Source organism: Psychrobacter sp. NPDC064578, from assembly GCF_044901245.1.
GTDB classification, from domain to species: domain Bacteria; phylum Pseudomonadota; class Gammaproteobacteria; order Pseudomonadales; family Moraxellaceae; genus Psychrobacter; species Psychrobacter cibarius_C.
The window spans coordinates 1-14,114 of the sequence record NZ_JBJDPI010000009.1; the positions used below are offsets into that span (position 1 = coordinate 1).

The following is a 14,114-nucleotide window of genomic DNA, read 5'->3' on the forward strand; positions in this document are numbered from 1 at the left end:
CAGGCTAAGTTTCTACGCCAAGGATGGATGGAGAATAATCTACCTAAACTGTTTCATGATATGGGCTGTATCGATTTTATAAAGACTTAACTATATTTTAAAAATGGTAATAAAAATGAGATAAATTGTCGTTAAACAAGGAAAGTAGCGCAAATAATATCGAGATATTGATAAGCTATTTGACGATGTTTGGCAAAATTTAGCCATTTTTAGCCCATTTAGAAGATAATCGATTGAATTGAGGACACGCCCTAGATATCAAACTTCTTTCAGAGAGTTATTATCATGGCTACATCTGTATTCATTGATAGGTTAAAAGAATTTGCTGTATTTTATTTATCATAGCTTTTTCAATACCTTACGCCATCAATTGTTTATGATGGTTTTCTTGTAATGTATGCCTTGAATATTGAGTGGATAAACAATAGATAAGGCCCATCGTTTTTATAAAAATATGGCGATAAAGTGTTAGTTAATAGCAGATAAAAGCTAATGCTAATGGACGAGATAATACATACCCAAATTAAGGATACATTATGCAAGACAATCAACTTAGCCAAGAAGAGATCAGCCAATTAACAGAAGCTGATTGGAAAGAGCGTTTGAGTGCTGATGAATATCACGTGATGCGTGAAAAGGGTACAGAACGCCCATTTACGGGCGTCTATAACGATGCGACTGATGACGGTATTTATCGCTGCAAAGGCTGCGGTGCGAGCTTATTTGACTCAAGCAATAAATTTGATGCCAGCTGTGGTTGGCCAAGTTTTGACCAAGGAGTTGATAACAGCGCTATCGAGGAGCATGTGGATAATTCGCTTGGCATGACGCGGACAGAAGTGACCTGTAGTAACTGCGGCGCACATTTAGGTCATGTCTTCCCTGACGGCCCAAGCGAGACGACGGGGATGCGCTATTGCATCAATTCTGTGTCTATTGATTTAGATAAATCTGAAAAGTAATTGTTAAAAAAATTGCTTAGAGTATTTTAGAATCATGGCGGGGAAGCGCGAGATGTTGCCTTGCCAGTTATTAGCATTATTAATGTTTTCACTGTTATTGAAAAATGAGCACGGCTTAAAAGAACATCAAAATAATAACTGAATCGATTTAAGGACAAATAATGAGCACGATTTACGATTTTACTGCTGAGCGCATGGACGGAACTGCACAAGCCTTTGCTGATTATCAAGGTAAGGTGTTATTAATCGTCAATACCGCCAGCAAATGTGGATTCACCCCGCAATTTGAAGGCCTAGAGGCGCTGTATCAACAATATAAAGATCAAGGATTGGTCGTTATTGGTTTCCCTTGTAATCAATTTGGCGGGCAAGATCCAGGCAGTAATGAGGAGATTGGCGCATTTTGTCAAAAGAAATATGGTGTCAGTTTTCCCATGATGGCGAAGGTTGATGTCAATGGCAAAGACGCTCATCCTATTTTTGATTGTCTTAAAGAGCAAAAGGGTGGCGTATTGACAGACGGTATCAAATGGAATTTTACTAAGTTTTTAATTGGTAAAGATGAACAGGTCATTGACCGCTATGCGCCAACCACCAAACCAGAAGCCATAAAAATGGATATCGAACAAGCATTAGCCAGTAAATAGGGTCATGCTTGAAAATTTATTGGTTTTTTATAAAAATATAAATCCAATGAAAACATAGGCTTGTCAGATTAATAAATAAAAACCTATAAAATACGTTAAAAAACTGAAAATACTGTTTGACAGCCATGTGTAAATCTATATAATACACACCCACAGCAAGGGGACTTAATTAAGTTCAATGTTGTTAGAATTTTTACTGACTTAAAGCGTGACAACTTTAAAGATTAAACTTTCTATAAAATTCCTTTTAAGGAGTTTTAACTTGCGAAGTTAAAATTGCAGTGCAATTTTTTAACGCTTCTCAGGGTGATTAGCTCAGTTGGTAGAGCGTCTGCCTTACACGCAGAATGTCGGCGGTTCGAATCCGTCATCACCCACCACTCTTTTTAGCGAGTGTCTCTGTAATAAGAGAAGATGCTAAGACGACCTAAGCAGCGGTAGTTCAGTTGGTTAGAATACCGGCCTGTCACGCCGGGGGTCGCGGGTTCGAGTCCCGTCCGCTGCGCCATATTTAGTAAAAAGCTAAAACAAATTTAAACTCTCGAGTTTAAGCAAGTTTCGCCTCAAACATAATTTTGTTTGGGGTTTTTTTGTGTTTAAAATTCTTCTTAAAGCCTTTATCCGTAAGGGTTGGTAATTCTGTCTTGATCAACCCCTAAGAAATAGTCTATCTTCAATAAGGTATTCTCTATAAGTTTGGTTGCATACATTCTAACTTTTGAAAATCGCTGATCACCCGCTTTCTGACCACCTGCTCGGTGACTAAACGGTGACTATTCTCGATTAAACACGCCCTATGATTCTTTTAATAACTGTACGTTAACTTGAAAGTAATACTCATCCTTAATGGTAATACTGACTTTGCCGTTATGGGCACTGACGATTGCTTGTACGATGGCCAATCCCAGTCCTGTGCCCGAGTGCTGATTATTGGATTTGTGATGACGATAAAAGCGTTCAAACAGTCTATCTGCATCCGCTTGAGTTAGAGGCGTCTGCAAGCGATTAGTGATGGTGATGTTTAGCGATGGCTGCTGAGCCGTTTCTCTAAGGGCGTGAGCGTTATGTTTTATGAGGCTAGCAGTCTTAGAAACGGCGGTAATAGTAATGATACTGTCGCTGGCGGCGTAGTAAATCGCATTAGATATCAAGTTGGCAAACAGCCTTTGTAACAAGCTCTCATCCCCTAATACCACATCAAATGCCCCTTTTTTCTCAAAAGAGATACCGCGCTCTTCGGCTATCAGTTCAAAATAATCGATGAGCTTAATTATCAGTGAGTTGGTATCGACAAGATGACGTTGTGAGTCGTAGAGACCTTTTTGAGTTTTTGCCAGCAATAGCATATTGTTAATTAGCAGGGATAGTTGCTTGAGCGTGTCGTGTTGATGATGTAGCTGCTCGACATATTCTTGATGGTCTCTAGGTTTACTGAGCATCACTTGAGTTTGGGTACTTAATGTTGCCAGTGGTGTGCGCAGTTCGTGAGCAATGTCATCTGAAAACTGTGATAATGAGGCAAAGTTATGTTCGAGTTTATCCATCATGGCATTATAAGCGTCAGCCAATGGTCGCAGCTCGCTTGGCATTTCAGAGACGATGATTCTATCGTCTAACTGCTCGGCGTTGATACGTGCCATTTTTTGACTGATGGTCGCTAAGGGGGCGAATCCTAAATAGACGCTAAAAGCCGCCACTGATACCAAGATAAAAGTAATCGCAATAAGTATCAGGATAAGATGGTGATTAAACTGGGCAAGGTATTGATGGTGCACATCAATCGGTAGCGCGATTAATGCCAAGCGATTAGAGTGCTCAATGACCAGCGCGCGATAATGACGATGATTAAGCTGCAAGTCAAAGGGTTGATCGCGGTGCTGCTGCCATAGTTTTTCGACCAATTGGGAGTCATTGAGTTTATCAATAAAATCCTTTGGCTGACTATTGATGACTTGTCCATTATGGTCAGTAATAATTGTTTTGACTTCATAATCTGGTCGAAAGATATCTATCACGGATGATGCTGTATTGGCGAGATGAGCAGGGTCGGAAAGGTTGTCAGAGCGCTGATCATCCGATGTCACCTCTGTCATATACTGTCGTAAATTAAACGCAGCATGAGTCAGGATCTCTGAGTCCATTTGTTCAAAATGATCATTAACCGAACGCTGTATCCATATGTACAAAAAAGCTTGAGATATCAGCACACATACCGTTAATACTAGGGTAGTGCGCCACAGTAATGACAAGCGTCGATGCTCAGATTTATATGCCATGCTATTTCACTTCAACGTGATTGATGTTAGAAACTGTATTAGCCTCATTATTCACATCAATGTTGGTGTCATTATTGACTGTAACGGTGCTATTGTCCGCTTCTAGTTTATAGCCCATACCGCGTACGGTATGAATGAGCTTATTTTCAAAGTCATCGTCGATTTTACTTCGTAAGCGTCTTATTGCCACATCGATCACATTGGTATCGCTATCAAAATTCATATCCCATACTTGTGAAGCGATGACAGAGCGGGGCAATACTTCGCCTTGATGCTCAAGTAAAAACTGCAATAGCGCAAATTCTTTGGCCGTCAATTTGATAGAACCCTTATCTCGATGCACGCTACGTTTAGCGATATCCAGTTTTAAATCAGCCATTTGAAGCACTGTGCTGGCGTAATCTGCTTGATTGGCACGGCGTAGTAAGCTTTTGATTCTGACCAACAGCTCAGCGAAGGCAAAAGGCTTAGTGAGATAGTCGTCACCGCCAATCTCAAAGCCTTTTATGCGGTCGCTAAGGTCATCTTTTGCGGTCAAAAATAATACAGGGATGGTGTTACCAGCAGCGCGATAATTACTGACCAGCTCAAAACCACTGACATCAGGCAGCATCACATCCATCACCACGACAGTGAAGTCCTCAGTCATCAGAGCATGATAACCATCTAAACCGGTGGTTTTATGCTCAACGATAAAACCTGCCTCGCTTAAACCTTTTTTGATGTAGTCGCCAAGCGATAATTCATCTTCGACTAACAATACTTTCATAGCATACTCGCACCAATTATTTAGGATGAGATCAATATAAAATGTCTCTATTGTTATCAATCATAGAGGAATACTGGTAATAAACCTATGCTCAGTCTAGAAGATGACAAAATTGTCATCTTGGCGTCATCTGACTGTCAGAGTGGCTATGCTAGTTTGGCTTCAATACATCCTAATTTTAATATTCAACACTATGAAATATTCAACACTATGAGAAGCCTCTATGAAGCCTTTTACCGTTAAGTTTGTTCGAGGGTCAGTGGTCTTATTAACCGCTGCCATATTATCAGCGTGCGGGCAATCTGACAGCAATGCTTCTAATGCTAGCCTCTCTACTGCCAATGCCTCTAACGCCAGCAGTGGTGAGGCAAACGCTATACAGAGTAAGCAAACAGTGACAGAGACACCAGCCAACAACCCAGACCTGCTCAAGAACGTGTCAGCCACTGTCTATAAAGATGCCAATTGTGGCTGTTGTAAAGAATGGATAGGGCACGCAGAAGATAATGGGTTAACGACAACTGCACATGATGTTGCAGACTTGTCATTATTTAAAGAGCGTTACGGTGTACCTGCTGAGATGCGTTCTTGCCATACCGCCGTTACCAGTGATGGTTATGTCATCGAAGGTCATGTTCCTGCTAAGTATGTGGCTGAGTTTTTGCAAAATCCACCAAAGCACGCCATTGGTTTGTCGGTACCGGGTATGCCCGTCGGTAGCCCTGGTATGGAATATCAAGATAAGTTTATGCCATACCAAATTATGCAAATCAATAAAGATGGCACAAACCAAGTATACGCTGAGATTGAGTCCGCAGAGCAGCAGCTATAAGTTAATACTTTAGATAGTTTTTTAAATTTCAGCTATTCATTGTAGTACTGATAGCAGCATTGATGGAGACTGACTGATGAATCATGCAGAGCAAAAACAGATGAACCCTTATGTAAAGTTCACCCTTATGATTCTGACGTCTACCGTGGTGATGTATATCATGATGTACTTCAATACTTATGAGTGGGATCATATTTATTTTAGTGAGACCAGAGCCTATATGGCGCTATATATGGGCGCAGGCATGGCAGTGATTATGCTCGCCTTTATGAGCAATATGTACAAGAAAACTAAGGTCAATTTAATGATTTATGGTCTTAGTGTGCTGATGTTTGCCGTGGGTATTTGGGGCGTCAGATCTCAAGCAACCGTCGATCAAGTGGATTGGATGCAGGCTATGATACCGCATCATTCAATTGCGATCTTAACCAGCTCAAGAGCCGATATAGAAGACCCTAGAGTACAGCAACTTGCTGATGACATCATCGAAGCACAAAAACGTGAAATCCAAGAGATGAAGGCACTGATCGAAGCATTAGAATAAATAGCCTTAAAACACACTGCTCTTAGTACATAAATTAAATGATTTTTCCAACTGGTGGATCTTAGCTGATTTGCCAGTTTTTATATGAACCATAACTACCAAACGATCGTAATTAAGGACCTACTATGAAAATGATAAGAAACTCACGTCTTGCCATGCTTGCAGTTAGTGTCAGTGCCGTGATGATGCTTAGCGCTTGTCAGCCGACGAATGACGTAACAGAGGCTACAGTCAAAGACAAAGCGGCTCCCGTTAATAATGCTACAACCGACACTAGCGCGATGGATGCTCATGTAGGTCATGATATGTCAGGTGATGCGATGACGGGCATGCATGGAGAGTATAACGACTCTATGACTAAGATGCATGATGAGATGATGGCAGGCATGGCATACAACGATCCCGATGCTGCCTTTGCCCAAGGAATGCTCGGTCATCATATGGGTGCTGTTGATATGGCAGAGATTCAGCTAAAGTATGGTACAGATGCAGAAATGCGTCAGTTGGCACAAGAGATTATTAACGCTCAGAAAGCTGAAATTGAGCAAATGCAGAACTGGCTTGCCAACCATCCTGATGCTGCTGAGCCAACGTCTGATACTGAAGCCATGCAGACAGCTTATGCTAAAGGTATGGATACGATGCATAGTGAAATGATGGCAGGTATCGCTGACCCTAACCCAGATATGGCATTTGCTCGTAGTATGTTGCCGCATCATATTGGCGCAGTAGATATGGCAAAGATACAGCTAAAGTATGGCAAAAATGAAGAAATGCGTCAATTGGCACAACAAGTAATTAACGCGCAGCAGCCTGAAATTGAGCAAATGCAAAACTGGATAGCCAAGCACAATAGTTAAATAATGAGTGCTTAAGAGTGGAGGTATTTTAGATAAAAAGCAGTGTCTTAGATTTCTTAAGGTACTGCTTCTTCTGCTCTATATTTTTTAATCTTTTCTAAAATTTTGCTATTGCCTGTATCAATATTTGCGTTGCCACCTTTGTCTACCATAAGCCTTAAAAGGTTGAGTCTCTTAGGTACGCCATTGATATGAGTAAGACTTGCTGAGATAGTGTATCTGTATTTAAACCACCCGAAGGTGGCTAAGTCGTAATTAATCACTTTAAACTATCTAAATCAGGCAAGTTTGATGAATCTTCAACACCAAAAGCCATTTGTCCTAAGCGTTCGAAGTCGATATGTTGAATTTCAATCAAGTCGGGTAAAAGATTGAGATGGACAAAGATATTCATCTTATCAACATTCTTGATAGATGCATTGTCGCTAATCGCAAGGGCGGGAACGAAGCCAAACATTTCACCGTATTCAAGTGCGCCAAACTTTTTAACGCAGCGGTCAAATAGGGGTTTGTCGTTGTTGTCTTCCATCTCAATATATTTAATTTGTTGGAAAGCAAAAAATAATTCTAACTTTCTATCCTCGAGCCCAGTGGCTATATCTTTTGCGTCACCTTGTTTTAGCCTTACCCACCCGAGAGTAGGGGTGATCTCAAAAGCAAACCCTGTCTTCTCCCCCCAAACGTATAATTCACCGAAACCACTACGAGCAATGACATAGTAGCTATCTTGCTTTGAAATATCTTCATCTAGCCAAAGCGCTAGCTCATCTTCATAATCAGCTGGATTGACTATCCAAAACAAACCTTGCTTAAAACGGCAAAAGCCCATTTTTTCCCAATAGAATAGAAGTCTATTAGGCAATTTACCCTGATAGTAACTTAAGGTAGCTTGATCAACAGGTTTTTGCCAGTCGGGTTGTTCAAATTTCTCTAAAAAGTAATCAAATCCTTCGTCTATAATAAAGTGACTCATTTTGTAATCCTTTAGATGCTTACTTGTACATATTAATCAGTGTCAATGATATTTGTTGGTAGGTGTTGGCTTGCTATTTATTATTACTGTTTTCCAATGCCTTATTAATTGCCCTGTGGTCGTTTACTTCTCTATCAAGCCCTAGTTGCATCAAAGTAGCAGGATGATACTGGTAGTTGTCCTGTTTGCTATTGGAGTTCGAGCTTGATTTGAGAGTCATAAATATAAAAACCACCCGAAGGTGGCTTAAGTAAAATAATAACAAACTATCCTTCTTCACTGTCAAACTGTCAAACTGTCAAACTGTCAAACTGTCAAACTGTCAAACTGTCAAACTGTCAAACTGTCAAACTGTCAAACTGTCAAACTGTCAAACTGCCAAATCACTTCACCCCAGTTATTATTGGGATAGTCTGGCATGATGTCGTCTTGCTTAAAGTAGGCACGACTGTTCGCTTTTGCTTGAGTGAACCAGTAGCCTGACTTAGGGCAAGGCTGATTTGCTGGACAACGCCCTTTGGCTTGACTAGTAATTTCAGGTTTAGCGGTAGGCTGGTTCTCATAATAAGGCGTCATGTCTTCACCCGCCTCAGAACGCTGCATAAACTCTTCATAAGTTATTTTGTAAGGGTCAATAGAGATAAACTTACTGGTGTCGATGCCTGTTTTCTCTAATATCAGAGGGAGGGTGTAGTCGGGTTGATCTTGTTGAACGTCTAAGCCTATCTCTAAAGCTTGAGTTTCAGCGTATAGTCTAGCTTGCGGTAAGTCTGGATAAGCTTCTATAAAAACTGATTCCATAGTATCGTTTGGGTTGTCATAACTGAGATAGCTGTTGATATGAATCTCTTCGGAGCTAAAATCTAAACTGATCATATAGACGTAATTGTTAATCTCTTCTTCAAAGTGGTATTGCATAGTAATATCTAAAAAAACATCAGTACCATTTCGTAGATCCCAAAATTGTAAGCTTGGTAGCTGTTTAAACTGATCAAAGGTTAGAGGGTATTGATAGTTTAGAAAGCTAGATGATACATTCTCATCAGTGACATAAGCATAACTATCTTGGACAGATATACGAGCACTAGTGACACGACGATCGTTCTGCCAACCTTGCTCTTCTAGCTGTTTAAACAGTTTTTGCACAGCGACATAGGCATCTTTTTTCGTAACAGCATAGCTACCTTGAGAGTTAGGGACGAAAAAATCAATTCGAACCGACTGTATACCTCGTTTAGGTTTATCATGAATATAGAAGCCTGAGGTCATACCAACATTATCAACAGTAAGTGATGGAATGTTAGGATAGTTGAAAGTCGCAGTCCCATTGTTAGACGGAAAGTTAATTTCGTAAAAAGTAACGCCTAAGCTGCCAATATTGAGCGGATTATCATCAAAACTCCAATACTGTTTAATGTCCTCATTATTTTTTTTAAAGGTTTCAGGGCTTTCTTCTACTGAAACATAAGCATGAGGCGGCATAGTATTTCCTGTTGTATCGTTTTTGCTGCAAGCTATTGTAGATAGTGATAATGAAACTGCTAGTAATACTGTTTTAAAAAGCCTATATCTAAACATAGTTGTTCCTAAGTCTTATTAATCCAACCTGCTATTTTAACCATCTCCCTCTCAACTTTTGCTCTTGTACTATCATTGTTCATAAGCTTGATATATTGGTCAGCAACACTGGTAATCCACTTCATTCTCTTAGTAATATCAGCCAATTCAATATCTGGTGGTGCAACATTCTTGAAGTCTAAATCGTCAGTATCTGCTTTAGAAGTATAGACCATTTGGATTTCGGGAATAGATGCCTTTCCTCTTCCAACTTCAGCTAGCCATAATCCTGCTTTAAAACCACTTTTCTGATAGATTATCTTTTGTAGCACTTCACGCTGCTCGTGATTAGCAAGCTTCATAAGATTTATTTTTTGTTCTACTTTTCTTTGTTCTCTATCTGTAGATGGTAACTTTTCAAATTCTTTGGTCGCATCAAAAGCAGGTTTGATGTATTGGCTTGCACTGAGGTTGCGAATTTTTGGTAGTACATCATATGCCCCATGTGAGTCATAGACCATTTTTTTAACTTCTGGGATATAGTGGTTAGTATTGCGTTGGTTGATACATGTACTAAAGTTAGTACTACATTGATTATATTCAAAATGCCATCCAGCGATATCTTGGTATAGCCAAAAGTTACCGAGCTTAAAGTTATATACAACACCTAAAGCTCCGCCATCTGCAGCACTTGACCAATGCCCTAATGCATCAGCAACAGTCTTACTGGCAAACGCCCCAAGACCCATCCAAAAATGACGCCCTTTAAACTGTCTATCACCATTGACATCGCTATGTTCCAAATAAAATTTAGCATACACCGCTGCTATTCGCCGCGCTCTTGCTTCGCCATCCTGTACTACTTTTAAATGAATAGTAGAAGATTTCTTATCCGAGTTTGTCGTAAGTTTCTCGAAACACTGATATTGAGCTATTGACCATGTGTAGCTACACGGCATTGTTTTAGTGGTACAGCTATTTTTTACTGTATTAGTATCGAATTTAAGTGTTGCCATTTCATACTCGCTATAAGTCTTTTAAACCCTCGATAGATTTAAATAATATTTTAGTTTCTAGCTTTTCTGATTTGGTATCCGTATCTGCTCTAACGGTTTTACCTTCGTCGTTTACCTTAGCTTTCATATTTAGATTCTTACCCAGTAAATGGTAATCAATGTTTTTTATAGGTAGTCCTGCCGTGTTTAGAAACTGCACCTGCTCATCAAAAAACTCTTTTTCTAGCAGCTTATCAAAAGGTAGCCGCGATAAATAACTACTATCAACCCCCCCACCAGCCCTCGTATGCTTACCACCTTTCTCCGTAAACTGCTTTGCCGCTATCGTAATATTTGCGCCATCCAAAGTGATACTCGCACCACCAGCCGTTAGCGTAATCTTATTCGTCGCTACTATCTCAACCTCTTTGGTCGAGGAGGCTATATTGACATCTTGCTTAGCCGTGGCTTCAAGCTTACCCGTATGGGCGGAGAGGGTGATATTCTCTTTGGCGTTGGTCATACTAAACTGACCATCGGCTATGATATTGAGTGACTCGCTACTGGCTTGGCTATGACTCTCCCCACTACTGATCATCATATCTTGCTGCGTGGTGGAGACCATCTCACCCATGCTTCTGTGAATCAGTGTATCGTCACTGATATAGCTGCTGTCTGCTGCGCTGTCGATCAGCATGTAGGGCATTGTTTGATGAGTTTTGGTTTGCTGTTCCTCTGCGATAGTTTCAAGTTGCGTCTTAATCGCTTTGTGGTCATTGACATGACGTCCAAGCCCTGTCGCCAATTGTGTTAAACGTTCGGCTAAGTGCTGACCACCAAGACCAGTTTGGGTCAGAGTAGGAGTATGCTGCTGGTAGTTATGCTGTCCTGCTTGTGCGTGGGTTTGTGCTTGAGTGGAAAGGACGAGGGCTTCACCTGACTTTATGTTGATTTGAGCATTGGTAGCTGCATTGATGCCTTCGCGTTTGGCGGTGTCTGACGGATTGATAACCCCCATTTTTAGACTGGCGGATATCCCACCACTGTCTACTTTTAGCTGCGAGTAAGCTTGTTCTGTACGATGATCAGTAATCCATTCTGATAAACCATTGTCCGTGTTGCGATAACCGCTTTCGACGGCTTGATCGTTATCCGTGGCAAATAGGCTAGGTCGAGTCGATGACAATAAACTACCAGTATTAATCAGATGTTCGCTATCACCGATAGACTGCATCAGGGTTTGGTCGTCCGCTCTATGGGTGAAGTGGGTGCCGTAGTTAGCGCCAGCTTGTGCCTCCAATCGGTTGATAGGCTGAGATGGACTATCCAGTAAATAGCTGCGCGTGGGCGTCATATGATTGCGGCTATCGATATCGCTTTGCGCTTCGGTGATACCTGTCATCGGCGGTAGGGCATGTCTGCTATATAGGTGACCGACCCATGGGGTATCAGCGGTAATGAGGCACAGCTGAGTTAAATGAATGCCAGATGCTAATGTCGACGCATGACGCTGTTGGTGGCGTGTGCTTTGGGTCAGCCCTGTGACATGCGCCAGACTATTGCGTGCCAAATGAATGATATGAGTAGCACGGTAGTGCTGATTGAGCGCACTGTGATCGACAAGCATAAAAGTATCAGCAACACTCAAATCCGTAGCATGGGCTATGGCATGATAGATGCTATATCGATTTTGATGACTGTTTGCCACGATGGTTGCTTCGTCTATGGTTTCAGTATCTGTTACTGGCGCAAAAGCAGCTGGTGTGTCTAATGTGAGAGTGTGGTTATTCGAATGGCTTACTTCATCAGAGTTACTGCTCATCGCAACGTCAGCGGACTGCGTTGGGTGTGCAACACTGCTGCTATTAAAACGCTGCATCGTTACTGAATTTGGTTGGGTGATGACCTGCTCACTCAATGCCAATACAGGTGCATGGACACGGTCATGTAACACTTGCTGGTAACGCAGCCCGCCAATATTTAGGCTGATTCCATCGCTATCACTTGGATCTGCGGTGGTAATAATGAGCTTTGGTGGACTGTGCTCATTCGTTTGCTCATGGCGCAGATAGGCTGTGAGTCCTTGACGCGCAAGCCGCTCGCAAATATGTGTCCAGTCGCTTATTTGCCACTGGGTCATGCGTGCTGGTGACCAGTTAGCATCTTCACCATTGTTGCTGTCATCGATGATTTCTATATCCAGCGTAGCCGTGCGCTCTGCTACCATCGCTTGTACAGTCAAATGAGTATCAATGTGACCGCGTATATGCTGATGCAGACGATAAGTGATGGGCTGGGCGAGCAGGCGATAATAGCCGTAGCTGCCATCATGATCTAGCTGATGCACAGCCGTTATATAAAGATGACGAAAGCTTAGGCCACTTGGAATATCAAAGCTCAAGGTCAGAGGGCTACCGATGAGATTGGTTAATGGCGTAAAAGGAGGGTGATGCCGCTCATGGATATAAACGTGTAGCACATAAGTGTCGATACCGTGCTGCTGGTGTTGGCGATTACCATTGGGGTTTAGTTGAGCAATGATATCGGCTTCATCAGCGCTATGCATGAGCTTATCTTGCCACGCACCATGAGCATTGATGTCTTGGCGAGCGCTCGGATAGGGCGCTTGAGTGCTGCCTTCACTGGCATAGAGCCGATCAGGGTGCATAGGCAGCACGGTATTGGTCAAGCGTAGCATAGTTATGTCCCTATTTTTTTAGCAGTGGCTCTCTTTTAGCATTGGTGTTTTTTGTAGCATCGATATCTCTAGTAGCAATGACAGTATGTTTTTCAGCATTATCAAACCAGCTATCAGCACTTAACCGTCATTGCTTAGTGACCATTATCGTCATACGTTCTACATAGCGATGTTATTCATTAAGGGTAAATTCGATACGGCGATTGCGAGTGCGACCTTCTTCGTTGTCGTTACTAGCGATAGGGTCTGAGTCTCCTTTACCAGTAGTACTGAGACGAGTCGCATTTATATTTCGACCGATCAAGTATTGTTTGACGGCTTCTGCACGCTTATTTGATAGGGCAAGATTGGCAGTAGAATTGCCGACATTATCGGTATGACCGGTGATAAGAACAGGCTTATCACCGACCCGCTGTAACACCCCTGCCATATCGTCTAAGATACCAAGACCCATCGGCGTTAGATTGGTGCTACCAGACTCGAACTCGACGATACGGTTGCCTAAAGTCTCGTCTATGAGGCGTTGTTCACCTTCTACCACGACCAGCTGGTTTTCTAATTGATAGAGATCAGTTAGGCGCGAGTGAATACGGTTTTGAATGGCTTGCTTTTGCTCAAGGCTGCTTACCTTGCCATGTAAGCTAATGGTCGTCCCATGAATGTCGATACGCCCCTGACGAATGTTAGAGATATCGCTATCAATGATAGTCGTGGCTATCTGTTGCCAGTTGGTTGGTATACTGATGTTCGAACGTACTTCGATTTCATCTCTGACAGGTTTATCAGGATACTGTGCTTTTAGTTTGTCGAGCAGTTGCTGTTTGTCTGAACTGGTAGCGACCACACCTTTGATGACCACTGGCACATTTTGTGAATTATTTGTCACATGAGTGTCGTTATGTTCCGCAAATACAACGGCGCTCATAGGTAGTGTGATAGCAGCGGCTAATAGCAGGTTTTTCGTGTGATTTGTTCGCTTGGATTTTGTTATTCTAGAGAGG

12 protein-coding genes and 2 tRNA genes are annotated in these 14,114 nt (G+C 41.8%); 7 read left to right on the top strand and 7 right to left on the bottom strand.

Annotated elements, in window-relative coordinates; all coding sequences use genetic code 11:
- Positions 1-536 precede the first annotated feature (536 nt).
- From msrB to ACI2JM_RS11205, 4 genes are all read left to right on the top strand, one after another.
- Positions 537-962, top strand: coding sequence for a peptide-methionine (R)-S-oxide reductase MsrB (gene msrB, locus ACI2JM_RS11190; RefSeq protein ID WP_045448234.1), 426 nt, complete (start codon positions 537-539; stop codon positions 960-962).
- Positions 963-1,123: 161 nt separating this feature from the next.
- Positions 1,124-1,609, top strand: coding sequence for a glutathione peroxidase (locus ACI2JM_RS11195; RefSeq protein WP_404644216.1), 486 nt, complete (start codon positions 1,124-1,126; stop codon positions 1,607-1,609).
- Positions 1,610-1,913: 304 nt separating this feature from the next.
- Positions 1,914-1,989 (top strand) — tRNA-Val (locus ACI2JM_RS11200).
- Positions 1,990-2,040: 51 nt separating this feature from the next.
- Positions 2,041-2,117, top strand: a tRNA-Asp gene (locus tag ACI2JM_RS11205).
- Between the two features lie 286 nt (positions 2,118-2,403).
- On the opposite strand, the gene ACI2JM_RS11210 is transcribed toward ACI2JM_RS11205, so the two are convergent.
- On the bottom strand, positions 2,404-3,885 hold the full coding sequence (locus tag ACI2JM_RS11210) for an ATP-binding protein (protein WP_404644217.1): 1,482 nt from the start codon (positions 3,883-3,885) through the stop codon (positions 2,404-2,406).
- Between the two features lies 1 nt (position 3,886).
- Positions 3,887-4,654 carry a heavy metal response regulator transcription factor gene (locus tag ACI2JM_RS11215; RefSeq protein WP_404644219.1) on the bottom strand — a complete coding sequence of 256 codons (768 nt, stop codon included), beginning with the start codon at positions 4,652-4,654 and terminating at the stop codon, positions 3,887-3,889.
- 223 nt (positions 4,655-4,877) lie between these two features.
- Here ACI2JM_RS11215 and ACI2JM_RS11220 point away from each other — a divergent pair, with 223 nt between their 5' ends.
- From ACI2JM_RS11220 to ACI2JM_RS11230, 3 genes are all read left to right on the top strand, one after another.
- Positions 4,878-5,486, top strand: a complete 609-nt coding sequence (locus tag ACI2JM_RS11220) for a DUF411 domain-containing protein (RefSeq protein WP_404644221.1) — start codon at positions 4,878-4,880, stop codon at positions 5,484-5,486.
- 76 nt (positions 5,487-5,562) lie between these two features.
- Positions 5,563-6,030, top strand: coding sequence for a DUF305 domain-containing protein (locus ACI2JM_RS11225; RefSeq protein WP_404644223.1), 468 nt, complete (start codon positions 5,563-5,565; stop codon positions 6,028-6,030).
- A 125-nt stretch (positions 6,031-6,155) separates the two neighbouring features.
- On the top strand, positions 6,156-6,890 hold the full coding sequence (locus ACI2JM_RS11230) for a DUF305 domain-containing protein (RefSeq protein ID WP_404644225.1): 735 nt from the start codon (positions 6,156-6,158) through the stop codon (positions 6,888-6,890).
- Between the two features lie 259 nt (positions 6,891-7,149).
- On the opposite strand, the gene ACI2JM_RS11235 is transcribed toward ACI2JM_RS11230, so the two are convergent.
- The 5 genes from ACI2JM_RS11235 to ACI2JM_RS11255 form a co-directional block, all read right to left on the bottom strand.
- Positions 7,150-7,863 (bottom strand): GAD-like domain-containing protein, encoded by a 714-nt coding sequence (locus tag ACI2JM_RS11235; protein ID WP_404644227.1) that lies wholly within the window; start codon positions 7,861-7,863, stop codon positions 7,150-7,152.
- Between the two features lie 354 nt (positions 7,864-8,217).
- Positions 8,218-9,345, bottom strand: a complete 1,128-nt coding sequence (locus ACI2JM_RS11240; RefSeq protein ID WP_060491504.1) for a hypothetical protein — start codon at positions 9,343-9,345, stop codon at positions 8,218-8,220.
- 104 nt (positions 9,346-9,449) lie between these two features.
- The gene (locus ACI2JM_RS11245) at positions 9,450-10,436 is read right to left on the bottom strand and encodes a DUF2515 family protein (protein ID WP_404644229.1); all 987 of its coding nucleotides are present in this window, start codon (positions 10,434-10,436) and stop codon (positions 9,450-9,452) included.
- A gap of 10 nt (positions 10,437-10,446) precedes the next feature.
- Entirely contained in the window at positions 10,447-13,113 is a 2,667-nt protein-coding gene (locus ACI2JM_RS11250) for a DUF2345 domain-containing protein (RefSeq protein ID WP_404644231.1), read from the bottom strand.
- A gap of 172 nt (positions 13,114-13,285) precedes the next feature.
- Complete coding sequence (locus ACI2JM_RS11255; RefSeq protein ID WP_045451536.1) at positions 13,286-13,999, bottom strand: OmpA family protein; 714 nt, start codon at positions 13,997-13,999, stop codon at positions 13,286-13,288.
- Between the last annotated feature and the right edge of the window lie 115 nt (positions 14,000-14,114).

Coding starts and splice junctions, on each gene's coding strand:
- ACI2JM_RS11230 (WP_404644225.1), top strand. CDS start 6,156: ATGAAAATGATAAGAAACTCACGTCTTGCCATGCTTGCAGTTAGTGTC.
- ACI2JM_RS11245 (WP_404644229.1), bottom strand. CDS start 10,436: ATGGCAACACTTAAATTCGATACTAATACAGTAAAAAATAGCTGTACC.
- ACI2JM_RS11235 (WP_404644227.1), bottom strand. CDS start 7,863: ATGAGTCACTTTATTATAGACGAAGGATTTGATTACTTTTTAGAGAAA.
- ACI2JM_RS11220 (WP_404644221.1), top strand. CDS start 4,878: ATGAAGCCTTTTACCGTTAAGTTTGTTCGAGGGTCAGTGGTCTTATTA.
- ACI2JM_RS11210 (WP_404644217.1), bottom strand. CDS start 3,885: ATGGCATATAAATCTGAGCATCGACGCTTGTCATTACTGTGGCGCACT.
- ACI2JM_RS11195 (WP_404644216.1), top strand. CDS start 1,124: ATGAGCACGATTTACGATTTTACTGCTGAGCGCATGGACGGAACTGCA.
- ACI2JM_RS11225 (WP_404644223.1), top strand. CDS start 5,563: ATGAATCATGCAGAGCAAAAACAGATGAACCCTTATGTAAAGTTCACC.
- ACI2JM_RS11215 (WP_404644219.1), bottom strand. CDS start 4,654: ATGAAAGTATTGTTAGTCGAAGATGAATTATCGCTTGGCGACTACATC.
- ACI2JM_RS11250 (WP_404644231.1), bottom strand. CDS start 13,113: ATGCTACGCTTGACCAATACCGTGCTGCCTATGCACCCTGATCGGCTC.
- ACI2JM_RS11240 (WP_060491504.1), bottom strand. CDS start 9,345: ATGCCGCCTCATGCTTATGTTTCAGTAGAAGAAAGCCCTGAAACCTTT.
- msrB (WP_045448234.1), top strand. CDS start 537: ATGCAAGACAATCAACTTAGCCAAGAAGAGATCAGCCAATTAACAGAA.